At 57.8% G+C, this 23,554-nt stretch carries 20 protein-coding genes and 1 pseudogene; 14 read left to right on the top strand and 7 right to left on the bottom strand.

All coding sequences use genetic code 11. The annotated features are described in order from the left end of the window. From ABC336_RS16985 to ABC336_RS17000, 4 genes are all read left to right on the top strand, one after another. Positions 1–1,290 (top strand): ABC transporter substrate-binding protein, encoded by a 1,290-nt coding sequence (locus ABC336_RS16985; protein WP_413239762.1) that lies wholly within the window; start codon positions 1–3, stop codon positions 1,288–1,290. Between the two features lie 16 nt (positions 1,291–1,306). After that, on the top strand, positions 1,307–2,203 hold the full coding sequence (locus tag ABC336_RS16990; RefSeq protein WP_413239763.1) for a dihydrodipicolinate synthase family protein: 897 nt from the start codon (positions 1,307–1,309) through the stop codon (positions 2,201–2,203). A gap of 255 nt (positions 2,204–2,458) precedes the next feature. Beyond that, the gene (locus ABC336_RS16995) at positions 2,459–4,213 is read left to right on the top strand and encodes an ABC transporter substrate-binding protein (RefSeq protein WP_413239764.1); all 1,755 of its coding nucleotides are present in this window, start codon (positions 2,459–2,461) and stop codon (positions 4,211–4,213) included. Then, positions 4,210–4,737 carry a hypothetical protein gene (locus ABC336_RS17000; protein ID WP_413239765.1) on the top strand — a complete coding sequence of 176 codons (528 nt, stop codon included), beginning with the start codon at positions 4,210–4,212 and terminating at the stop codon, positions 4,735–4,737. The genes ABC336_RS16995 and ABC336_RS17000 overlap by 4 nt, the downstream gene beginning before the upstream one ends. 143 nt (positions 4,738–4,880) lie before the next feature. Here ABC336_RS17000 and ABC336_RS17005 read toward each other — a convergent pair whose 3' ends face one another. From ABC336_RS17005 to ABC336_RS17025, 5 genes are all read right to left on the bottom strand, one after another. Next, positions 4,881–5,777, bottom strand: a complete 897-nt coding sequence (locus ABC336_RS17005) for an AraC family transcriptional regulator (RefSeq protein ID WP_413239766.1) — start codon at positions 5,775–5,777, stop codon at positions 4,881–4,883. 12 nt (positions 5,778–5,789) lie between these two features. Beyond that, a complete protein-coding gene (locus tag ABC336_RS17010) occupies positions 5,790–6,638 on the bottom strand; it encodes a Gfo/Idh/MocA family protein (protein ID WP_413239767.1) in 849 nt (282 codons plus the stop codon). Positions 6,639–6,689: 51 nt separating this feature from the next. Then, positions 6,690–7,748 carry a Gfo/Idh/MocA family protein gene (locus ABC336_RS17015; RefSeq protein ID WP_413239768.1) on the bottom strand — a complete coding sequence of 353 codons (1,059 nt, stop codon included), beginning with the start codon at positions 7,746–7,748 and terminating at the stop codon, positions 6,690–6,692. A gap of 181 nt (positions 7,749–7,929) precedes the next feature. Further along, positions 7,930–8,802: an alpha/beta fold hydrolase gene (locus ABC336_RS17020; protein ID WP_413239769.1), complete on the bottom strand. Its 873-nt coding sequence runs from the start codon at positions 8,800–8,802 to the stop codon at positions 7,930–7,932. Next, entirely contained in the window at positions 8,795–9,490 is a 696-nt protein-coding gene (locus ABC336_RS17025; RefSeq protein ID WP_413239770.1) for a TetR/AcrR family transcriptional regulator, read from the bottom strand. Before ABC336_RS17025 ends, ABC336_RS17020 begins: the two co-directional genes overlap by 8 nt. A gap of 169 nt (positions 9,491–9,659) precedes the next feature. Between ABC336_RS17025 and ABC336_RS17030 the strand changes: the two genes are divergently transcribed. The 7 genes and pseudogenes from ABC336_RS17030 (at position 9,660) to ABC336_RS17060 (ending at position 16,855) form a co-directional block, all read left to right on the top strand. Further along, positions 9,660–10,193 carry a glycerol-3-phosphate responsive antiterminator gene (locus ABC336_RS17030; RefSeq protein WP_413239771.1) on the top strand — a complete coding sequence of 178 codons (534 nt, stop codon included), beginning with the start codon at positions 9,660–9,662 and terminating at the stop codon, positions 10,191–10,193. Between the two features lie 182 nt (positions 10,194–10,375). Next, positions 10,376–11,275, top strand: a pseudogene (locus ABC336_RS17035) (ABC transporter permease). 13 nt (positions 11,276–11,288) lie between these two features. Next, positions 11,289–12,170, top strand: a complete 882-nt coding sequence (locus ABC336_RS17040; protein WP_413239772.1) for a carbohydrate ABC transporter permease — start codon at positions 11,289–11,291, stop codon at positions 12,168–12,170. Between the two features lie 248 nt (positions 12,171–12,418). Next, a complete protein-coding gene (locus ABC336_RS17045; RefSeq protein WP_413239773.1) occupies positions 12,419–14,074 on the top strand; it encodes an extracellular solute-binding protein in 1,656 nt (551 codons plus the stop codon). Between the two features lie 49 nt (positions 14,075–14,123). Then, positions 14,124–14,936 carry an HAD family hydrolase gene (locus ABC336_RS17050; RefSeq protein ID WP_413239774.1) on the top strand — a complete coding sequence of 271 codons (813 nt, stop codon included), beginning with the start codon at positions 14,124–14,126 and terminating at the stop codon, positions 14,934–14,936. A 2-nt stretch (positions 14,937–14,938) separates the two neighbouring features. After that, positions 14,939–15,652 (top strand): glycerophosphodiester phosphodiesterase, encoded by a 714-nt coding sequence (locus tag ABC336_RS17055; RefSeq protein WP_413239775.1) that lies wholly within the window; start codon positions 14,939–14,941, stop codon positions 15,650–15,652. 93 nt (positions 15,653–15,745) lie between these two features. Continuing rightward, positions 15,746–16,855, top strand: coding sequence for an MBL fold metallo-hydrolase (locus tag ABC336_RS17060; RefSeq protein ID WP_413239776.1), 1,110 nt, complete (start codon positions 15,746–15,748; stop codon positions 16,853–16,855). A 378-nt stretch (positions 16,856–17,233) separates the two neighbouring features. Here the strand turns inward: ABC336_RS17060 and ABC336_RS17065 are convergent, their stop codons facing one another. Next, the gene (locus ABC336_RS17065; protein ID WP_413239777.1) at positions 17,234–18,244 is read right to left on the bottom strand and encodes an LLM class flavin-dependent oxidoreductase; all 1,011 of its coding nucleotides are present in this window, start codon (positions 18,242–18,244) and stop codon (positions 17,234–17,236) included. A gap of 188 nt (positions 18,245–18,432) precedes the next feature. On the opposite strand from ABC336_RS17065, the gene ABC336_RS17070 reads away from it, so the two are divergent. Then, a complete protein-coding gene (locus ABC336_RS17070; RefSeq protein ID WP_413239778.1) occupies positions 18,433–19,254 on the top strand; it encodes a glycoside hydrolase family 43 protein in 822 nt (273 codons plus the stop codon). Positions 19,255–19,747: 493 nt separating this feature from the next. Here ABC336_RS17070 and ABC336_RS17075 read toward each other — a convergent pair whose 3' ends face one another. Then, entirely contained in the window at positions 19,748–20,116 is a 369-nt protein-coding gene (locus ABC336_RS17075; RefSeq protein ID WP_413239779.1) for a VOC family protein, read from the bottom strand. A 419-nt stretch (positions 20,117–20,535) separates the two neighbouring features. Between ABC336_RS17075 and ABC336_RS17080 the strand changes: the two genes are divergently transcribed. Further along, on the top strand, positions 20,536–22,575 hold the full coding sequence (locus ABC336_RS17080) for a family 10 glycosylhydrolase (protein ID WP_413239780.1): 2,040 nt from the start codon (positions 20,536–20,538) through the stop codon (positions 22,573–22,575). After that, positions 22,572–23,537 (top strand): ABC transporter permease, encoded by a 966-nt coding sequence (locus ABC336_RS17085; RefSeq protein WP_413239781.1) that lies wholly within the window; start codon positions 22,572–22,574, stop codon positions 23,535–23,537. Before ABC336_RS17080 ends, ABC336_RS17085 begins: the two co-directional genes overlap by 4 nt. Positions 23,538–23,554: the final 17 nt, after the last annotated feature.

A 23,554-nucleotide genomic window follows, 5' to 3' on the forward strand; every position in this document is an offset into this window, starting at 1 on the left:
ATGAGAGGCATGGGCAAAGGCATATCGGGGGTTCTGGCAACGGTCATGGTACTGGTGCTGGCCGCCTGCGGATCAAGCGGCGACAACGCGCCGGCAACCGGGGGAGAGACGGCGGAGGAGACGAAGGATACCAAGCTTCGCATCGTCTGGTGGGGATCGCAGGCTCGTCATGATGCGACGAACAAGGTGCTGGAGATATACACGGAGGCGCATCCGCACATCACGTTCGAGCCGGACTTCTCCGGCTTCGACAGCTACTGGGACAAGCTGGCTACGCAGTCGGCAGCGAGGAATGCGCCGGACATCATCCAGATGGATGCGCAATACTTCAATGAATATGCCGGACGCAACCAGCTGGCCGACTTGTCCTCGGGCATCAACGTCGATGCGCTCGACGAGAATCTGCTGGCGGCTGGCCGCTACGAAGACAAGCTCTATGCGATTCCCATCGGCAGCAATCCGTTCGGTATCGTCTACAATCAGCTGGCCATCGAGAAGATGGGCCTGACGGTGCCGGAGGAATGGACCTGGGATGAGATGTTCCAGCTGGCCAGAGACATCCAGCCGAAGCTGGAGCAGGGCAAATACGCGCTGCGGGATTTCACGGTCGACGGTGAAGTGTATGAGATGTTCCAGCTGAGCAAAGGGAAAGGTCCGCTGGCTCAGGATGGCGAGTTGAATCTGGACGCAGGCGTCTGGCAGGAATGGGTCGGGCTGTTCGACGAGCTGCGCCAGGAAGGCGTCGTACCGCCGGCGGAAATCTCTGTCGCCGAGAAGAAGTATGATCCGCAGCAGGATCTGCTCCTGAACGGCACGGTGCTGATCAAGCAAAGCTACGCGTCCGACTTCCCGGCATGGGAGAGCGTACAGCCTGGCGCGTTTGCCTTGGCCAAGGCGCCTCGCAGCGAGCAAGCCGGTGGTTATGTGAAGCCTTCGATGTACTGGTCAGTTAGCGCCCACTCGGCACACATCGAGGAAGCGAAGCAGTTTATCGACTATTTCATCAACAATGAAGAGGCGGCCGATGTACTGGGCGTGATCCGCGGCATCCCGGTGTCCTCCGACATCCTGACCTATCTGGAGCCCAAGCTGACGGAGGCGGATAAGGCGCAGCTGGGACTGATCAACGTCACCAGGCCGGATGCCAATCCGTTTACGGTAGGCCCCAAAGGCTTCGGCAGCTTCATCGTAGATTTCAACAAGGTAGGGGCCGAGCTGGTATTTGGCCGGATCTCCGCCGAGCAGGCCTATACCGATATCGAGCGGTATTGGGAAGCGGACATCAAGTGAGGGGGGATGGACGGGGATGAGACAACCGGGAAGCGATATGGAAGGGATAATCGTGCCGCTGTTTACCCAGTTCACGGAGCAGGATGAAGTGGACCTGGCAGCGATGGAGGCGCATACCGAGTATCTGATCGGGGCAGGGGTAGACGCCGTCTTCGTGGGCGGCTCGGCGGCGGAGTTCATCGCGCTGGATACGGAGGAACGCGAGACCGCTGCAGAGCGGATCATCCGCAAGGTCGGCGACCGGCTACCTGTCTTAGTCCATGTGACAGCTGCCAATCTGCGCGACAGCCTGCGTCTGACGGATCACGCAGCAGCGCTGGGGGCAGATGCGCTTGTCGCGGTCTCTCCCTGGTTCTGGAAGCATGATGACGAGTCGCTGGCGGCGTTCTTCGGTACGATCGCCGAGCGGGCGGGAGGCACGCCGCTGTATCTGTATCACATGCCCCATACCGGCAACGATCTCCATCCGCGGCTGGTAGAGGAACTGGTCAGGCGTCATCCCAATATCGTCGGCCTGAAAAACAGCCAGGATGATATGCAGCGCACGATGGCTTATGCGGCTATGCCGCAGACCGCTTTTTTTACCGGCTCGGATCTGACAGCATTGTATGCGCTGAGCCACGGGGCCGACGGGATCATCTCCGGGCTGATCAATGTGGTGCCTGAGCTGTTCGTATCCATGAAGCGGTCACTGTCTGCAGGGGACGCAGCGGCCGCGCTGGCTTTGCAGCTGCAGCTTCATCAGTACGCTCGGCTGTTCGCAGGCGATATGCGCCGGCTCAAGGCGGGCGGCGAGGCGCTAGGCCTGGGCTCGCGGCGCTGCCGGGCGCCGCTGGGCACCCTGACGGATGAGCAGTATGCCCGGTTCGAGCAGGAGATCTCCCGCCTGCGCGCAGACCAAGCGAGCGCTTGAGCCTGGAAGGGGTCACAAGCAGCGGAGCAGCCCCCGTTCTTTGATGAACGGGGGCTGCTCCGCTGCGGTTGGATGCTGACCCGCCGCTGGCGCTGTTCCGCCACATACCGCGAGGGCAGGTAGCCCATAATGCGAGAGAAGGTCTTGCTAAGTTAGATCATGCGTGCTACTCCTTTCGACCTTACTATTGAGCTCTGGTAGTCTTCATGCTACAGTTAGAAGAAACCATATGTTTCCATGGGGGGTAGGATACGTTTGAAAGGAAGATTACACCTGCTGTTAAAGGGTTTGTTGTGTGTGCTTCTTCTTCTGCCCGCAACGACCGTTGTGGCCAAAGAAGCCAACGAACCAGGATCTGAAGCCATCCCGCTGGCAGCGCTGCTGCCACTCAGTGGAGAATTGGCTTCAAAAGGCCACGTTCGCAAGTATGCGATCGAGCAGGGCGTCGCGGATGCCAATAAGCGTTGGGAAGAAGAGCGGGCCGGTCTGCGGTTCGAGCTGACGGTGGTGGACAGCCAGAGTGACCCGGCGGTCGCCCTGCAGAAGGCTGAGCAATTGGCAGAAGAAGGCGTGCGTGTGTTCATCGCCGGCTCGAGTGCCGAGGTGGAAGCGCTGCAGCCCTGGGCGGCCGGTCAGGATGTAGTGATCGTCAGCTACAGCAGTACCTCTCCATCGTTGGGCATCGCAGATGACGGGATATTCCGCATGGTCGCCGACGATACTCACCAAGCTCAAGCCTTGGCGGAGCTGCTGGCTCATGAAGGTGTCTATGGCATCGTCCCCGTCTATCGCAATGATACCTATGGAAGAGAACTCACGGACCTGATCACCCAGGAATTCGAAGGGCTCTTCGGCATGACCGCCGCGCCGGTCGTTTACGAGCCGGATACGACGGATTGGGACGGCGTCATCGCCGCTATCGAAGAGCAAGTTGCCGCCTTGCCGCTCGGTGCGGAGCAAGTGGCCGTCGTCCTGATCTCCTTCGATGAAGCGGCGGAACTGCTGAATCGCAGCGAAGGCTTGCCGGAGGTCCGCTGGTTCGGTTCGGATGCCGTCACGCTGAGTCCGATTCTAACGAGTGATGCTCAGGCGGCCGCTCATGCTGCGCGCGTGCAGCTGACAGGTGTCACCTTTGGCGTCCCTGACTCCCCGCTGACCCGGGCCGTCAAGTCGAGGCTGACCGAGGCTGCGGAGGGAGAGCTGCTCCCTGACGCGCTGTTCGCCTATGACATTCCGGGAATGCTGGCATCCGTGCTCTCGGAGCTGGATGATCCGCTGGATGCACAAGAGCTGCGGGAGCGGTTGGTCGAAGGATCCGCCCGTTATGCAGGCGCTACCGGCTGGACCTCGCTGGATGAGCGCGGCGACCGCAAGTATTACCATTACGACATATGGACACTGCAAGAACAAGTGGGCGATTACCAATGGTTGCATACGGCCCAATATGTGCGCACGCCCGGGTCTCCGGGTTACATTGCACCGGTCGAGACAGCAGGCGGGAGTATCTTGGACAGGGGACAAGCAGGAGCGTTGCTGTTTGGTTACCCCGATTCGCCTTTTCAAGCCGATCGCGCACTCTCGCGCGCCGAATTCACCTATCTGTTAATGCATACACTGGGGATGGCAGTCACGCAACCAGGAGATCAGCGCATTGGATTCTCGGATGCGGGCGATCTTGATCCTCGTGCGACCGCTGCTGTCGCCTCAGCCTTGCAAGCTGGCATCATTGCGGGATACGGAGATGGCACATTCAAGCCCAACCAGAGCATCACCTGGCTGGAAGCTATCACGATGACGGTCAAGGCGAAGACCTGGACCCCCAGCGGTCAAAGCGAATCCTTGTCTGACGAGCATGCAATCCCCGTCTGGGCGATGCCCTATGTGGAGAGCGCGCTGGAGAAGCAGCTCATTGCTAAGGAGCCTCAATTGGCCGATGTATTGGTGTCACCCGTTACTCAGAGCGAAGCTGTACTGATGATGATTATCCTTAGAAGGAGCGAAGAATCATGAACCCATGGATACGCAAGATCGGGGCAGGAGGCCTCGGTGCGATGCTCGCGCTCACGCTAGCTGCAGGAACAGGCTTAGCGAGCTATGATGAAGAACTGGAGGACATTCAGGAAGCAGCCAGCCAGATGGATGTGCGATCCCAGCAGCAAATGATCGGGGGTCTAAGTGACTTCGCAGTCATCGACCTTAGCAGCATGGACATCGAGACTGCGCTGATGATGGTTCAACAGCAGAGAACCCAATTATTGGATCAGCAGCTGCAATCACAGATGGATGCTGTGCAGGCGCGGAATACCCAGCTGGCTGCCCTCAATGAACAGCTGAATCAAGCCCAGACCCAGGGAAACACCGACGAAGTGAACCGATTGAAAAATCAGATCGATGCCTTGACAAACACCATGCAGATGGATATGCTGCGGCTGCAATCCTTGAGCAATAAGCGCAATGAAGCGTTCGAGACCATGACGAATTTTATTAAAAAAATGCAAGACTCCCGTTCGACGATCATAGGTAATATGCGTTAATCCGCTCTGCAGCAAAAAGAAGCCCGATTTTCGTTACATGGAAGCGTCAAGCTGCCATCGAAGAAGGGCTTCTTTTTTTTGTACGTATAGCGCAAGTTCCCGGGGCACCACGAAGGGGGGCAATCTCACGGGAAGACCAAAACCTACCCCCGCCGCTGCCGCTGCTCCGCCACATAACGCGAGGGCGGATAGCCCATGATGCGGGAGAAGGCTTTGCTGAACGACTGGATCGTCTCATAGCCGAGCTGCTCGGCCACATGGCTGATCGGGAGCTGTCCGTGTCCCAGCAGCTCCAGCGACTTCTCGATCTTCTTGTGGTTGATGTAGCGCTGCAGCGTCATGCCGGTCTTGCTCTTGAAAGCATGCGATAAGTAGGTGGCGTTGTAGTTCAGGTCAGCAGCGATCCCCTGGATGCTCTTGAGCTCCAGGATATGCGTCTCGACATAACGGATAACCGCGTAGACGGTATGGCCTACCGAGTGCGGAGAACGCTGAGGCGCCGCATTGCCCGCGCTTCCGGTAAAGCACCGGTAGGCGGAGACGAGGAGCGTCTCGCAGCAGTTGCGGATCATCGTAGCCGCATAAGGCTGCTGCTTATAGAACTCGTCGATGCCCCGCATGAAGGGCAGGAGCAGATGATGGGCATCGCTGGCGATATGATAGGGCGCGGATTGGAGATAATCCCTTAGCTCGGCCCATGTCGGATCGGTCTGGTCGTTCAGATCGAAGCCCATGTAGACAAATCTAAGCATATCCGAGGCGCCGGCCTGGATGGCGTGAGCATAGCCCGGGTTGTTGAAGATCAGATCGCCGGCTCGCACATCAAAGGCCGCATCACCGACCTTGAAACTGCCGCTGCCTGCTACGATATAACTGAGCTCCATGCAATGCTGCGGATGCAGCGCAATCTCATAGTCCCGTTCGCAGGCGATCTCACCGATCTGCAGCAGGTCGATCATGCCGTAGGTCGCTTCGCCGCTCTCGAACAGATTGTCGAAATGAAACAAACGTCCTGCTTGCGCAGTATCCTGAGTCTCCATGTAGGATCGCCTCTATTCGCGGATCGCGGCAGGCAGCTCGATCCATTGATGCGGCGTCTTCATCGCCTGAGCGCCGTGCTCGATGCAGGTCATAATGGCGATGGTCTCGGCCGGATCCACGGGCGGTCTGCCCGTCTGGAAGAATTGGACCAGATGTTCAATGAACGACGCGAAGAAATCGGCCTCCGCTGTCTGCGCCGCCGCCTGGCCCTCCTGCTCCTGCCAGGCGAGCCGGAACGGGCCGCCTGCCAGATGCGCCATGACCGCTTGTCTGCCATCCGGATAACCAATCAGCAGCGACGGCGTCTGCTCCGTGCCGATCGACATGATGCGGCTCGGGTCTGCGCCCATCAGCATAATGATCGGCTCGAGCTGGTGGACGGCGTAGTTGGCGTATCGCCCGGGTCCCTGGCTGAACAGCATGTCGATCGGCCGCCCGGCGGCTTCCTTATACTCGGGTGCGAAGCGCAGGGCCGAGGAGGAGAAGAGCGGCGTGCCATGCTTGTCCGCGAGCTCGAACAGGCGCAGCGCCGTCGCCCGGTCGGGGGCAAACGTCTTGTCGATATAGGTCGGCTTGCCCGAGCGCAGCGGCAGCTGGGCGAGCTCCTCGTGGTACTCCGGGTGGTCAGGGGAGAGGACGATCAGGTAATCGGTGCGCGCGATCACCTCTTCGATGCTGCTCAGCAGCTCTATGCCCATATCGCGCGCCCAGTCGGCGTTGGTGCGGCCGCCCGGAGCGTCTGCCAGACCGTACGCGCACGTTACCTTCAGCTCGCCGCCGGAGGCGTCTTCGATCCATTGCGGATATTTGTTGGCGTGCCACTCGTCCAGATAATAGTCGATGAAGCCGATCGTTTTCATGGGAGAGCCCTCCTGTAGATGATTGAACAACCTCTCTAAATGAACAGTCGCTTAAAAGGCAATTTCGCGGCCGGCGTCGGACGAGTCATAGATCCCCTGGATAATCTTCGACGACAGGATGACGGTATCGATATGGGAGGGCAGCTTCTCGCCGGTACGGATACTGGAGAGGAAGCCGTCGATCTCCGCCTGGAACATGTCCACAGAGCGGAAGGATGGCGAAGTCTCCAGCAGGACGCCGTCCTTGGAGCTGTACACCTTGAAGCTGCTGCCGTACTGAAGCCGGATGCCTGCCTTGTCGCCGAGGAAGTCGATGAACATCTCGCGCTCGCCGATATTTTGCGCCCAGGCGCCGTTCATGCTGATCGTCGGACCGGCGGTACGGATCAATGCCGTGACGGAATCGTCGACATCATAGGTGCCCTCGTAGTTGGGCGGTCCAGCCCACATCGACTCATAAGCATAGCCCTGCATATCGACACCTAGCTTGCTGAATGTCTGGCCGGATACGGTCTTGGGCTCGGGATCGCCGGCGCAGTACATGACGATGTCCAGGAAATGCACGCCCCAGTCGATCAGCGCGCCGCCGCCGGCGATCGCTTTGGTCGTGAAGGCGCCGCCGAGGCCGGGGATGGAGCGATGGGCGCGGAAGCTGACGTAGACGTGGTAGAGCTCGCCGAGCTCGCCGTCCGCGATCATCTTCTTAATCAGATTGACACTCGTATTGAACCGGTTGACGACGCCGATATTGAGGGTCATGCCGGTCTCATGCTGCACCTTCTGCATCTCCAGCGCTTCCTCGTACGTCCGGGCGGCCGGCTTCTCGCAGAGCACGTGCTTGCCCGCGCGCATGCAGTCGATGGAGATCGAGGCATGGACATGATTGGGCGTACAGATCGACACGGCGTCGATCTCGGGATCTTCGAGCGCGACCTTGTAGTCGGAGATGGCGATGCCGCAGCCGTTCTCAGCGACCGCCTGGTCGGCCTTGGATGGGATGATGTCGCAGAAGTACTTGATCTCTGCTTCGGGATTGGCCATATAAGCTTTGATGTGCGAGGCGCTGGCGATGGTGCCGCAGCCGATGACAGCTACTTTAAGGGTTGACAATGTGAGTTCCTCCCATGCATTTTGTTATCCCTATTATAGCTTGTAGGAGCTGGGACCGGGAGGCGGAAATGAGTGGTGTTGGTTATCCGAATTTGTGGTTTGCAAGATTTGCACGCCCTGCGCAGGCAATATGCCTCTCTGCTTCCCAAGTAATATATCCGTCTGTCCGCAGCACAAGGCCTCAGGGTAACGGATCGTTCTTGTGGCGAGCAGCTTTGTCAATGAATCGGATAAGGATGGGGTTGAAAATGTTCGGATTATCTTGATTCGTGTTGTGGCCAGCATCGGGTATGATCTCATATTGACAGTTTGGCTCGCGTTTAGCCCAGTCAGACGATGTTCTCAAGAAGACTCCATTTCCAGCAGTGTCCCGCTCCCCTATGGTGAGTAAAAACGGTTTGGGGATTGAATACCCTTCTCCGAAACCGGGATCCTGATATAAAGGCTCGACGCCTTTGCTCATCACATAGATGAATTCTTCCCGACTTAATTGGTTGGTAGCACGCAGGGCGTAATCCCGCACTTGCGGGGTAACCCCCATGCCTTCAGCAAATTGTTGACGCAATTTCCTGTCGGGAATCAGACGGAATAGGCGTGCCATGTTGCGATAAGCCAGCCGCATGACGAGAGAGGGCTGGGCTGTCATATCCGTACAACCAATAACAGCGAGCGCCGCCACTCGTTCAGGATCTTGAAAAGTCAACTGTTGGGACACATAGCCTCCGAATGAATGGCCGACCAAGATGATGTTGCCGAGCTCGTGCTTATCGATAATCGCTTGTAAATCCTCTACAGCCGTCTGTACATCAAACCTTTCTCCGATCGGCTTCGATAATCCATGGCCGCGGACATCCCAAGATAGCACGGGGTAACCCGCTTCCAGCAATAGAGGGACCTGAGTATCGAACATATGATGATCCAGAGAAGCTCCGTGCGTGAAGATAATTACCGGCTTTGCGGGAAGACTATGCTCCCCCGTTAGCCAGTAATGAATCTGACATCCCTTTCGTTCCAAACGATAGCTTTGCATGGAATGTAAACCTTCGTTATTCATCGGTCACCTCCGGCTTTATGGCCATCCATCTCTCGAGAAATGCTTGGTTCATACTACTAAATGAGCTGTCCGGGAGGTCGAGGATGCGTTCGATTGCCTCAGTATACGCAGAAACAATACTTTCCAGAGTTGAAGGCGTGTCTGGTCCAGAGGCAAGGAGCGATCTTGCAAAGGCGTCCGAAAGGTCCAGCGCTACACTTAGTGCCACTTCCCCGATATGCTCGTTTGCCCCTCGCGGCCACCGTTCAGGGCGGGACTCCCGGATGATGTCTTGTAGGATAGGGGTGAATCGTTGCAGCTTGGCGGTTCGAAACTTGTGGCGGACAAGCGCATTGCCATCCGAGTACCAGGTTTGCAATAGCTTCAGAAGCATCCGATTCTCTCTCGTTTTTAATTCCATAATCGTGCCGAAAAAGGCTTGCAGTTTATCAACAACCGGGGAATGATGAAGAAGGACGGAAGTCACCTCCTGCTCAATCTTATCCAGCAATCGATCAAGCAACGCCTCCAAGAGGGAATGTTTGGAGTGGAAATAATGGAAGAAGGCTCCTCTGGAAATGTGAAGGGCATCCGTTATATCCTGAATGGTCATCTGTTCAAAACCTTTGTCTAAAATTAAACGATAAGCCTCGTCAAGAATAGCGTTTCGCTTGGTCGTATGTTCAACCTCATTTATTTTGCGAGCCATACACACACTCCCTTTTATAAACCGACTGTTAGTTTATTAATCATAAAATAAAGACCCATTTAAAGTCAATCCGGGGTATCGGGTTTACCTTTTCTTAAAATGAAGCTAACAATGCCCGAACATTAACCCTCCATACTGGGACATGTCAGCAGAGGAGGGAAGACGCAGCATGAGCAGACCAATGATCGCGTCCATCACCCGGGAAGACCAGGTGGCGGCGGCGTTAAGCAGCCGGGTCCAGCGCATCAATCTGATGACAGGCAACATCAATACCTTGCACGATCTGGTCCAGCAGCTTCGCGAAGGCGGGCGGCGGGTATTCGTCCACATCGAGATGGTGGGCGGGCTGGGCCGCGATGCGGCGGCGATGCGGTTTCTATCGGAGCAATTCGGGATTGACGGCATCATCACGACTAAGAGCAACGCCATCTCGCACGCCAAGCAGGCGGGACTGGCCACGATCCAGCGTTTCTTTGCCATCGACTCCGCTGCCGTGGATACGGCGATCCGGATGATCGGCGCCAGCCAGCCGGATGAGGTGGAGCTGATGCCGGGCTTGATGCCCCGTATCATCCAAGAGGTGAAGAGCCGGGTGAAGCAGCCGCTTATAGTCGGCGGATTGATCCGTTCGGAGGAAGAGATCGCGCAGGCGCTGGAGAGCGGCGCGGACTATGTGTCCGTCGGCGACTCAAGATTTTGGTAGTTTGTTGTAAGACGAGCCTAATTTCATACAAGTGATTGTTTAGGGTAGAGACGATGAGAAAACCCGAGACCACAGTCAAGCGCGTGTATCCCCCGCCGTGTGAACGGTACGGGTGCGTGTTTGGACTGGGCTCGTGTGCTCATGGTCTTTTTTGGCATGCTTGCAAACGGAAAGGAGATCCAATGTTGCTGAAGTCATTGCGTAAAAATTGGGAGCTGTACCTGCTCATTTCGCCAGTGCTCATCTATTTCATCGTGTTCGAGTACTGGCCGATGTACGGCGTGCAGATTGCCTTCAAGGACTTTATCGCCAGCCGGGGCATCTGGGGCAGTCCGTGGGTCGGCTTCAAGCACTTCGAGCGCTTCTTCGACAGCTATTTCTTCTGGCGGCTCATCCGCAATACGCTGGGCATCAGCCTCTACGAGCTCGCAGTCGGCTTCCCGGTACCGATCATGCTGGCGCTGATGATCAATGAGGTGAGGCAAAAGATGTTCCGGCGGTGGGTGCAGACGATCACGTATGCGCCGCACTTCCTCTCTACGGTCGTCGTCGTCGGCATGGTGGTCATGTTCCTGTCGCCGAACCAGGGGATCGTCAATGTCATCATCCGGGCGTTCGGAGGCAGTGAGATCGCGTTCATGACGCAGCCGGAATGGTTCAAGTCGGTCTATGTGCTCTCCGGAGTGTGGCAGCATATGGGCTGGAGCTCGGTCATCTATCTGGCGGCGCTGGCGGGCATCGACCCGCAACAGCATGAGGCGGCCAGAGTCGACGGGGCGTCCCGGCTGTAGCGGATCTGGCATATCAATCTGCCGGGCATCCGGCCGACCATCGTCATCCTGCTGATCCTGAACGTCGGCAGCATCATGGGCGTCGGCTTCGAGAAGGTGTTCCTGATGCAGAATTCGCTCAACATGCCGGCTTCCGACGTCATCTCCACCTATGTGTACCGGAGCGGCATCATCGGGGCCCAGTACAGCTTCTCGGCCGCGGTCGGCCTGTTCAATTCCATCGTCAGCTTTGTCCTGCTGCTCGCCGTGAACCGGATCGCCCGCAGGTTGAGCGAGACCAGTCTATGGTAGGGAGGAAGGCAGTATGAGACAAAGTGTCCAGGACCACATCGTCGAGATCGTCAATCTGATCCTGCTCAGCCTGATCGCCCTGGCGGTCATCTATCCGCTGGTGTTCGTCTTCAGCGCCTCGATCAGCAATCAGACCTATGTCTTCAATGGCCAGATGTGGCTGTGGCCGCGGGATATCTCGCTGGTCGGCTACGAGAAGATCTTCCAGAACCGCGAGGTGCTCACCGGCTATCTCAATACCCTGCTCTATACGAGCGTAGGCACGCTGGTCAACGTCATCCTGACGGTGATGGCCGCCTACCCGCTTTCGCGCCGCGATTTCCGGGGGCGACATCTGTTCACGGGCATGATGGTATTCACGCTGTTCTTCAGCGGCGGCCTGATCCCGACCTACATGGTCGTGCGCTCCCTCGGCATCATGAACACGATGTGGGCGCTCATCCTCCCGGGGGCGGTGTCTGTGTGGAATATCATCATCATGCGGACCTTCTTCCAGAGCAGCATCCCGGACGGCATCCAGGAGGCGGCCCAGATCGACGGCTGCCGCAACCTGCAGATCCTCACCCGCATCGTGCTGCCGCTGTCGGCGCCGATCCTGGCCGTGATGGTGCTGTTCTACAGCGTCGGCCACTGGAATGCGTTCTTCAATGCGCTGATCTACCTCACCGACCGGGAGCTGTATCCGCTGCAGCTGTTCCTGCGGGAGATTCTGATCCAGGATCAGATGGAGGAGATGGTTAATGTCGGCGACAATACCAATGCGCAGAATATTCTGGACAGGGAGGCGGTCAAATATGCGATGGTCATCGTGGCGAATCTGCCGATTCTGATGCTGTATCCATTCTTGCAGAAGTATTTTGCCAAGGGCGTCATGATTGGGGCTATAAAGGGATAGCTGGTTAAGCAGCCCAATACTCAAAGTGCCAGACATGTTATGCGAGAGACCGCTGCAGGAGAGAGGGGACTTCCGATCGCTGTTGTTCCCAGATTTCCTGATTAGAAGGGGATACGGTGGAAATCCGGGAACAAAGGCGAGCGCTTCGCTTCTCCAGCCACCCTCTTCCCTTCGCTCCTGCATAGCTGTCAAGCAACAATAGCGTATTATACCACCTTACCAACAACCATTTATAGGAGGTAGTAACAATGAACCGAACCAAGAAAAGATGGGCCGCCAGAGCGGCAACGACGGTATTGGCCGTATCGCTGATGGCAGGCTGCAGCCAGGGAGCCAACAGCAATGCAAGCGGCAATGGCACTGGCAATGCAGGCAGTAACAATGGGGAGAGCAGTGCGCCGGCAGCGTTCAATCCGACGGGGATGCCGATCGTTAATGAGCCGCTTGAGCTGACATTCTTCACGGGCAAGGCGGCCACCAACGGCAGCAACTTCGAAGAGACGCTAGTCTGGAGCGAGTATGCCAAGCAGTCCGGCATCGACGTCAACTTCAATCTGGTACCCTTCGAATCGCTCACCGAACGGCGCAATTTGGCGCTTGCCAACGGCGATTATCCCGACGGCTTCTACTCGGCCCGCGTCCCGGCCGCCGATCTGATGCGGTACGGCGCCCAGGGCGTGTTCCTCCCGCTGAACGATCTGATCGAGAAGCATGCGCCGAACTTCAGCAAGCTGATGGAGGAATACCCCGATCTGAGAAGAGCGCTGACGATGCCGGACGGCAATATTTACTCGTTTCCTACCTTCTACAGGCCGGATTTCCTGCCGATGCTGATCGGGACGCCGCTGTGGGTGAAGCAGGATTGGCTGGATCAGCTGGGGATGGAGGAGCCGGTGACGACGGACGAGCTCTACGAATATCTGAAGGCCGTCAAGGCGACGGATCTCAACGGCAATGGCCAAGCGGACGAGATCCCGTACAGCGGCACAGGCATTTACCCGTTTATCGAGCAGATCATGGGTGCGTGGGGACTCGGCAACCGCGGTCTCGGCCACAAATATGTCGACGCCGATCCGGATAGCGGGGGCTTGCGCTTCTACCGCACGGACGACCGGTTCCGCGAGGTGCTGGAGTATGTGAACAAGCTGTATGCGGAAGGACTGATCGACAAGGATATCTTCACCCAGGATGGCAGCCAGCTCTATGCGAAGGGCGGCGAGGAGCGCCTGGGCGCGACGATCAATCCGAATCCGAAGACGCAGTTCAATGGCGAAAATTATGTTGGGCTCGGGGCGCTCCAGGGTCCGCACGGCGACCAGCTGTACAGCCACATCAAGCTGCCGATGGTGTGGCCTGGCGCCTTTGTCATCACGGACAAGAACGAGCATCCGGAGGCGACGATCCGCTGGATCGATCATTTCTACGGCGATGAGGGCGCGACCTTCTACTTCATGGGTCTGGAAGGCGTGAGCTACAACGTCGCCGAAGACGGTACGCTGGAGTTCATCGACGAGATCACAAGCAACCCGGACGGTCTCAGCATGGACCAGGCGCTGACCAAGTATGTCACCTGGCTGGGCGGCAGTTATCCGGGGTATGTGCAGGAGAAATATTTCAAAGGCTCGGAGACGCTGCCGGAGGCGGTCGCAACAGGAGAGAAGGCGGCACCGCATGCGCTGGAGGAGCAATGGTATTCCTTCAACTACACCGAGGAAGAAACAGAATTCTTGAGCTCGGTCGGCAGCGATCTGCAGACCTTCATCACGGAGACGGAAGCTCAGTTCATCAACGGTTCCAAATCGTTCAGCGAGTGGGACGCTTACGTCCAGCAGGTGGAGAGCATGGGGCTAGACGAGTATATGCGTATCCATCAGGCGGCTTATGACCGGTATAGCGCTCAGTAAGAGCGGCAGGAGCGTGTGCGTGACAGCGCTCGGGAAAGGAAGGTAATCTGTGAAAGATATCAAATTAATCGTATGCGATGTGGACGGGACCTTGTTGTCCGCCCAGAATGAGCTTTCGGAGCAAGTAGCGCATACGATCCGGAACTATGTAAGCGGCGGCGGCCTGTTCACGGTCGCTACCGGGCGGCCGCAGCTGACCGCGCGCCGGATCGTCCGGCAGCTGAGTCTGACAGCGCCCTACATCCTATGCAACGGCTCGGTGATCGCCCAGGGCGACCGGCTGCTGGCCCGGGATACGATCGGGCTGGAGGAGCTGGCGCCGATGCTGGAGGAGGCGGACCGTCGGGGATTGACCGTGCTGCTGTTCGAGGATGAGCGGGTGCGGACGCTGAGGCGGACGGCCGAGGTCGAGGCATTCGAAGCGAAGGAGCGGGTCGCTTGCGAGCTGGTGGATGCAGCCGAGGATTGGCGCTCGGGACGGGTGCTGAAGGTGATCCTCATCGGCGATCTGGTGCTCGCCAGCACGCTGTGGGAGCCAGTAACGGGCATGCTCGGCGGACGCTATGACGCCGTCCAGTCGGAGCATCACTACCTGGAGATCATCCCGGGCGGGCATAGCAAGGGCAAGGCGTTGGCCCGGGTGCTGGAGGAGCTGGAACTGGAGCCCGGACAGGTGATGGCGATCGGCAATCAGCTCAATGACCTGGATATGCTGGAGCATGCGGGGATCGGCGTAGCCGTCGGCAACAGCCATCCGCTGCTCAAGGATCAGGCCGATTACGTGTGCAGCGGCAGTTACGGGGAAGGTGTGGTGGAGGCCATATCGACGTTCTGCAGTATAACAGAACAGAAGGAGGGATAGCGGTGACAATCTACGGTATGGCGCACCGGGGCGACCCGGGCAAGCACGCGGAGAATTCCCTGATGTCGTTTCAGTCGGCGATCGATAAAGGCTTTGCGTATCTGGAGATCGACGTCCACCTAAGCAAGGATGGCATCCCGATGGTGATGCATGACGAGACGGTCGACCGGATGACGGACGGCAGCGGCCGGGTCGCAGATTATACATGCGAAGAGCTGCAGCGCCTGCATCTTCCCGGCGGCGAGCGGGTGCCGACACTGGAGGAGGCGTTGCTGCTGGCGAAGGGCAGGATCCAGGTAGATATCGAGCTGAAGCAGGCGGGCGATCGTCATCCCGGACTGGAACAGGCGGTGCTGGACGTTATCCGCCAGCATGAGTTGTATGACGAAGTATTCATTACGTCCTTTGACCACTATGCCATCCAGCGGCTGCGGGAGCTCTCGGAGCGGATCCGGCTGGGCATCATCAACAGCAGCGTCTCGCCCGCGTTCTTCCCATGGATGAAGCAGTACCGGGTCCGCTACCTGTCGATCGGCCATCCGTTTATCACAGACGCCTTCGTCCGGGCTTGCGAGCGCGAGGAGGTCCAACTGATCGCCTGGACCATCGATGAGGAGGCGGTGATGCGCCGGTACGCCCGGGACTGGCCGGAGGTGCTGGTCTGCACCAATGAGCTGGACCGTTGGGCGAGCGTGCAGGGCGGAGGGCGCGGATAGCAGCTGCAAGGCGTGTCCAGGCAGAAAAGTTGAAATGCCCGCGCGGAAGGGTTATCGTTAAAGATATCCTAAAGAAAAGAAGGCGGGAGAGGTATGGGAGTAGGAATTATACTGTCATTGGTGGCAGCGGGTGCACTTGGCGTGTTTGGGTTCGTTGCTTGCCATCCGGTTTTTGGCGGCAAACGGGATAAAGAGCAGACGCTGCTCTATCGGCAATCGCCGGCGTATGGCATGGGCAAGTTCGTCAATCTGATCCCCACGACCATGGGGATGAACTGGGAGACCATGAAGACGCTGCTGCGCGATTATGTGCGGGGGGTGCCCAATCAGCGGCCGGCCACGCCGTTGCCGGTCCAGCCGGTGGTCCTCGACCCGGACAAGGGCATCGGGCAGCCGCGCGCCGTCTGGCTGGGGCACTCCGCTGTGCTGCTGGAGATGGAGGGACTGCGCATGCTGCTGGACCCGATGCTCGGCAGCGCGCCATCCCCCGTACCTGCTGTGGGCGGGAAGCGCTACAGCAAGCAGCCGCCTCTGCAGGCGGAGCAGCTGGATGATGTGGATGTCGTCCTGATCTCGCATGATCATTACGATCATCTCGATTACGGGACGATTCGCCAGCTGAAGGATAAGGTCAAGCGCTTCTTCGTACCGCTCGGTGTGGGCAGTCACCTGGAACGGTGGGGCGTGCCCGCGGAGCGGATCGAAGAGCTGGACTGGTGGCAGGAGACGACCTATGAGGGACTCCGGCTTGCCTGTACGCCGGCGCGTCACTTCTCGGGCCGTGGCCTGGTCGGACGCGATACGACCCTGTGGGGCTCCTGGGTGATCGAAGGTGCGGAGCATAAGGTGTTCTTTAGCGGCGACAGCGGCTATGGCGGACACTTCCAGGAGATTGGCGAGCGCTATGGTCCCTTTGATCTGACGCTCATGGAGTGCGGGCAGTACGATGAACGCTGGTCTGGCGTGCATATGAGCCCGGAACAGACGGTACGGGCGCATCTCGATGTAGGCGGTCGCCTGATGGTGCCGATCCATTGGGGCGCCTTTACGCTGGCGATGCACAGCTGGAATGATCCTGTCGAACGGGCAACCCGGGCGGCAGAGACGGCTGATGCAAAGGTTGCGACCCCGGCACTGGGCGAGCCGGTGCCGCTCGGCTCCTCCGCGTATCCGAGGTCGGCTTGGTGGCGCAGTCTGGCGTGAACGCTGGTGCAAGGCGCAGGGTGCAGGGTGCGCTTAACACATGGTTGCGGTTAGCAGCAACGACCTTTTGTGCCGCTGCAGCCGCGAAACCGCCGATAGGTGAAGAGCAACGACCTTTTGTGCCGCTATTCCACGCAAAGAGCGCTCCTGCCTTGGTATGTTACTCAACAGTCTGAGCCTGACGGATATTGCGTCAGGCTTTTCGCTGTGCAGGGAGGCTTATGTCAGGAGCTTTGGCGGCAGGTTTAACGAGTTCGGGTGCTCCAAGTATAGTTTCTAGAACTACAGCGGCGCGCCATAGTTTGGGCGACAACGGGGCGCTCCCCGCAACAAAACACCACACGCGACGTTTCGCGTGTGGTGTGCGGATACAAACGATTATAGCGCCTTCCAAATGTCCATCAGCATCTCAAACGACCGCAGGCGCGCCTGTTGGTCGTAGATCTGCGCGGTGGCGATGATCTCGTCCGCCGACGTCTCCTTCAGGATGGCCCGCAGGCGGGTGGCGACGGTGTCTGGACTGCCGGCGATGGAGTAGCCGAATTTGCCGCGCACCAGCGCCTTCTCCTGGGCGCTCCAGAGCGCATCCATATCGTCCACGGGCGGCAGCAGCGGGCTGGTGCCGCCGCGGATCAGATTGAGGAACTGCTGCTCCTGCGAGGTCGCCAGGTAGCGGGCCTGGGCATCCGTCTCCGCGACGATGATATTGACGCCGACCATGGCGCGAGGCTGCTCCAAGGCGCCCGATGGCGTGAAGTTGCTGCGGTACAGGTCGAGTGCAGGCAGCAGATAATCCGGCGCGAAGTGGCTGGCAAAGGCAAATGGCAGTCCCAGCTGTCCCGCCAACTGGGCACTGAAGCCGCTGGAGCCGAGCAGCCAGATCGGGATGTCCAGCCCTTCGCCAGGGACCGCCCTCACACCGGGAGCCCGGCCTTCTCTGGTGGGATCCAGATAGGCGCGGAGCTCGCTGAGCAGCTCGGGGAAGTCGTGCCCTCCGCTCGTCAGGCCGCGCCGGATCGCGCGGGCGGCGGGCTGATCGGAGCCTGGCGCGCGGCCCAGCCCGAGATCGATGCGTCCGGGATACATCGACTCAAGCGTCCCGAACTGCTCGGCGATCATAAGCGGCGCGTGGTTGGGCAGCATGATGCCGCCGGAGCCGACGCGGATCCGCTTGGTCCCGGCGGCGACATAGCCGATGGCGACCGAGGTGGCCGAGCTGGCGATGCCCGGCATATTGTGATGCTCGGCCAGCCAGTAGCGGTGGTAGCCCCAGTCCTCGGCGTGACGGGCCAGATCAAGCGTGTGCTCGAACGCCTCCGTTGCCGTACTGCCTTGGGTGATCGGGGCCAGGTCCAGCAGGGATAATGGGATAGTATCGGATATACTCATCGGTAAGAATAGCCTCCTTAAGTACGCATTCTTGGGGAACGCAGTGATATATGATAACCAATCGTTTTGTGAGCTACTATATTTTCTATTGTACATGTCCGGTTCGGTTAACACAAGCAGCGGACAAGGGAGACGCGGATTATGCTACAATCTACTCAGGTGACACTAACGGAAGAAGGATGATGCAGATGCTGGGATTTAGTTATTTCAAGACAGAGGATGAGAGCCTCTACCTGGCAGAGAGCGAGGACGGGTATGATTGGCAGGAGTGGAATGAAGGTGAGCCGGTGTTTGCCTCTACCCTGGGCACGGGTCAAATCCGGGATCCGTTTATTATACGCAGTCTTGACGGGTATTATCATCTGGTGTGGACGGACGGCTGGAACAGCCGGAGTATCGGGTATGCACGCTCCCGCGATCTGCTGGACTGGCAGGACGCCAAGCTGATTCCGCTTATGGAGCATCTGCCGCAGACGCAGAATACATGGGCGCCGGAGATTTTCTATGACGGGGGTGCGGAAGCTTACCGGATCATCTGGTCCTCGACCGTCGGCGAAGGCCCGCGCAATCACCGGATCTGGTCGGTGACGACCCCGGACTTTGAGCGGTTCTCTGAGGCGGCACTGTTTTTTGACCCGGGCTACAATGTCATCGACGCCTGCGTCACGGATATAGGCGATGTCTCTTATATGCTCTTCAAGGATGAGCGCGGCGTCAACGAGCCGGGCACCGATTACAAAGCGATGCGCTCCTGCACCTTCGCCAAGGACGGCAGCGACCGACCGGAGATGCAGGACTTGTCGGAGTTGCTGACGGCGCCGCTGACCGAAGGTCCAACGCTGTACACTGCAGAGAAGGGCGGCAGCCGGGAGTGGATCATGCTGGTCGACGGCTTCCACGAACGTTTCTACAGTGCTTATCGCTCGAGCGATCTGAGGACCTGGCAGGAAATCACCGCCGAAGTGAGGCTCCCCGCAGGTGTGCGTCACGGTGCTGTTTTCACCAAGTAAAGCAATAGGCTCCATCCCTCGCCGCATCGGCGGAGGAAGGAGCCTATTTTTTTCAATTCTAGCGTATGATTCTTGGGAGTCAGGCTATAACTGATGAGCATAACCAGGAACCGGTCGTCCACTGAGCTGCAACGCACTTTTTGTTCCTTAGAGCGCGGGAACCGGCCGTCCGCTGAGCTGGAACGCACTTTTTGTTCCTTAGAGCGCGGGAATTGGCCGTCCGCTGAGCTGGAACGCACTTTTTGTTCCTTAGAGCGCGGGAACAGGCCGTCCACTGAGCTGCAACGCACTTTTTGTTCCTTAGAGCGCCGGAACCGGCCGTCCGCTGAGCTGCAGCGCACTTTTTGTTCCTTAGAGCGCGGGAACCGGCCGGCCGCTGAGCTGCAGCGCACTTTTTGTTCCTTAGAGCACCGGAACCGGCCGCCCACACTGCACTGCAACGCACTTTTTATTCCCTCAGCTTCCCGTTTTAAAATGGAAGTTCCTCCCACATTTAAGAACGGAAGTGATTCAAGACCCAGCAGATACCATGCTGAGCGTCGATCACTTCCCCGTGCAGCGCTCCGAAGAAGGTATCTTCCAGCGGCACGAAGATGGAGCCTTCCTTGGCCAGCAGCTCGAAAACATGTTTGATCTCTTCTTCATTATCGAACTGCATGATGACCCGGACATTCTCGCCCTTGGGGATGCGGCCGTAATCGTGGGCGAAGTGGAGCAGACTGCTGCCCAGATGGAGCTCCGCATGGAAGATGGTCCCTTCATTCTCGTTCAGAATCTTGATCTCCCCGCCGAACATCGGCTGATAATAATCCAGCGCGTCTCTAACGCTCGGTACGACGATAAATGGGCTTGCGCTTAACATATCTATCTCCTCCATTTAAGGTAGCGATTAATCTTCCTGACTTTTTGGATTCCCTCATGTTACATACATTATTAACCTAGCCGCTCGATCTTTGACCCATACCCTTTAATATGTCACAAATCCGACGAATTGCCAAACCGTTGCATCGCCAGATCCGCGCATTTCCTCTTCGCCTCATCCTTTTTTTAGAGCGCATCTCGTGTCATGGGACTTGCCTGGATTCGGACATCTTATGCAGTGGAATATTGTCTGAATAGACAACGCCACGCGTCAGCCTGTTATTTCCCGGGCAATGCAAGGGCTCGCGAATGATGTCAAAGGGTCATAACTTGCACTATAGGCGATGCAAAAACTGTCTGTGGGATGCCTGCCGCAGGACTTATATAATGAGTGCAACGAATGGCAGAGGAGGATGCGGTGTGACTTGGTGGACGGAACACAGACTGCGCATGATACAAAATAACCTGCGCGAGATCGATGCCGATCTGGATGTCGATCTCCTTATGAAAGAGCTGAAGAAGTACGAAGCCAACACGTTAATGATGAATGCCGGGGGGATGTTTGCATTCTACCCAACCAAGCTGGCGTTTCAATATAAAACGCCTTATCTCAAAAAAGACCTGCTGGGCGAGGCGGTGGAGAAGGCTCATCAGCAAGGGATGCGCTTCATCGCTCGCTTCGACTTCAGCAAGGCGCACGAGAGTCTCTTTGAGAAGCATCCCGAGTGGTTCTACCGGACGCGGGACGGCCGGGAGGTCAACTATCACGGGATCGTGCATACCTGTCTGAATAGCGAGTACCAGCAGGAGCTGTCGCTGCGGATGATTGAAGAAGTCATTTCGAATTATGCGGTAGATGGAATTTTCTTCAATATGTTCGGTTATCAGCATTGGGACTACAGCGGCAACTTTTATGGTCCGTGCTATTGTGAGAACTGCAGAAGGCGTTTCCATGACTATAGCGGCGAGGATCTGACAACGTATGAGGGCGCGGATCATCCACTGCATGCCACGTACAAAAAGTTTCAGGAGTTCACTGCCCGCGAGGTGCTCGAACGCATCCATGATATGGTAAAGGCCAAGCGGCCGGATGTCGCCATCTGTACGTATCATCCCCATAAAGTGGATTTGGTACGCAAAGAGTCGAATACCGCGCTTAGTCGTCCTTATCCGCTCTGGCTGTACTCCGCTTCAGAGAATGTGGCTTCCGTGGAAGGGAGTTATCGAGATAAGTGGGCCAGCAATTGCAGCATCAATGCTATTGATCTCAACTACCGGTTCACAGGCGTATCCCGGCATGAGAATGAGGTCCGGCTGTACGAGAATCTGGCGAATGGCTCGAACCTTGATTTCTGCATCATCGGCGTCTTCGAAGGCTACCCGGACCGGGCCAATTTTGCTTCGGCGCAGGAGGTCTTCCGCTTCCAGCATCGGCACCAGGAGGTCTTTGACCGGCTGCAGCCTGTCTATGACGTCACGCTGATCAAGCCGGACCATGGACCGGCCCGCGATGAATATCTGGGTGTGTTCAAGATGCTGAAGGAGCGGCATATCCCCTTTGCGGTTGTGACCCAAGAGCGGCTCGTCCCGCAGCTGGAGCAGCTAGAGCGGTCCAAAGCGGTGATCCTGCCCGGCGTGCATCGGCTGGAGCAGGATCAGGCGGATGCGGTGGATTCGCTTCGACAGGCAGGTGTTCATCTGATCGGGACAGGCCTGGCCCTGACCGCAGATGCCGCAACGCTGAAGCGTCTGTTCGGTGCGGTATGCACAGGTATCGAGACGGATGTGACAGCCTCGTACTTTGATACCTCGGATACCGGACGGTTCCGCAGCCTGGAGGGCAGAGGCTGGATCATCGGCAGCGACAAGTTCGCAGTGCTGCAGTATGAAGACCAAGCGGCAGAGCAGCTGTTGCCTTACATCGAAGCCGCGACATTCGGCCCGCCAGAGCGGGCATACGGTCATCAATGCAGCGGGCGTTACGGGCTCGGTCTGATCCGTGGCGGACCGGGCAAGGGCTGCGCGGCGAACTATGCTTTTACGCCGGGGGCAATGTACTATAGACATGGCTATGAAGATCACAAGTACGCGGTCACCGACGTGCTCGAGCAGCTGCTGGAAGGCCGGCTTGCCCTGGATACCGATGCGCCATCGGTCGTGGAGACGTTTGTCCATCGGATTGGCGATTCACCGGACGGAGCGGATCTGCTGCTGCAGCTCGTCAATCTCTCCGGCTTCAACGGCACGACCTATACCGAAGCGCTGCCGATCGCGCCGATGCGGTTTTCCCTGCAGGGCATTCCGCCGCAGGCCACTGCCTACTCACTGCGAACCGGAGCACAGGTGCCGCTGCAGCATACCAAGGCCGGCGCCGTGCTGGAGATCGGCTGCGAGGGACGCTATGAGGCGATCCGGATCGGCCGAGCAGATGTCACAACTAGCGGGGAGCATCATACATGAATTCTGCAAAAGCGGTACCAAGCGCAGTGAAACCGTCCGGCGGTCCGGTCCGGACCCATACCGGGCTATGGACGCGCATCAAGCAGCATAAGACCATTTACATGCTTATTCTGCCTGGCGTCATCTTCTTTATCCTGTTCAAATTCGTGCCGATGTGGGGGCTGCTGTTGTCCCTGATGAATTATAATCCGTATATGGGATTTGCCGGAAGTGAATGGGTCGGATTTGCCCACTTCCAGGACTTATTCAACGATCCCAAGTTTTATATTATGCTTCGCAATACCTTTATGATTAATCTGATCGGGCTGGTCTTCCACTTTCCCGTGCCGATCTTGCTGGCGTTGATGCTCAATGAGATCCGGCACGAGGCGTTCAAGCGCTTCAACCAGTCGATCGTGTACCTGCCGCACTTCCTGTCCTGGGTCGTCGTGGCGAGTATGACCTTCTTCGTCCTGTCGGCCGATATCGGGATCGTCAACAAGCTGATCGCCGAGTCGGGGGGCAATACGATCTCGTTCCTGTCCAATCCCAATTACTTCTGGGGCCTGATCACCGCGCAGGTGATGTGGAAGGAAGCCGGATGGGGCACGATTATCTTCCTGGCAGCCATGGCCGGCGTCGATCCTTCGCGGTACGAAGCGGCGGTAGTCGACGGAGCGTCGCGATTCCGCCAGATCTGGCACGTCACACTGCCGGCGATTCGTCCGACGATTGTCATTCTGCTCGTGCTGAGACTGGGCAACATGATGGATACCGGCTTCGAGCAGATCTTGCTGATGATGAATCCGCTGGTGATGTCCGTGGCCGAAGTATTTGATACGTATGCTTATACCTTCGGCATCCTCAATGGGCAGATCAGTATCGGGGTTGCGGTCGGGCTCTTCAAGGGGCTGGTGGGATTGGTCCTGATCGTCATTGCCAATACGGTTGTCAAACGAATGGGATACGAGGGCATTTATTAAAATCGAACAAGGAGGCT

Source organism: Paenibacillus jepli, from assembly GCF_047238105.1.
Taxonomy (GTDB): Bacteria; Bacillota; Bacilli; order Paenibacillales; family Paenibacillaceae; genus Paenibacillus_D.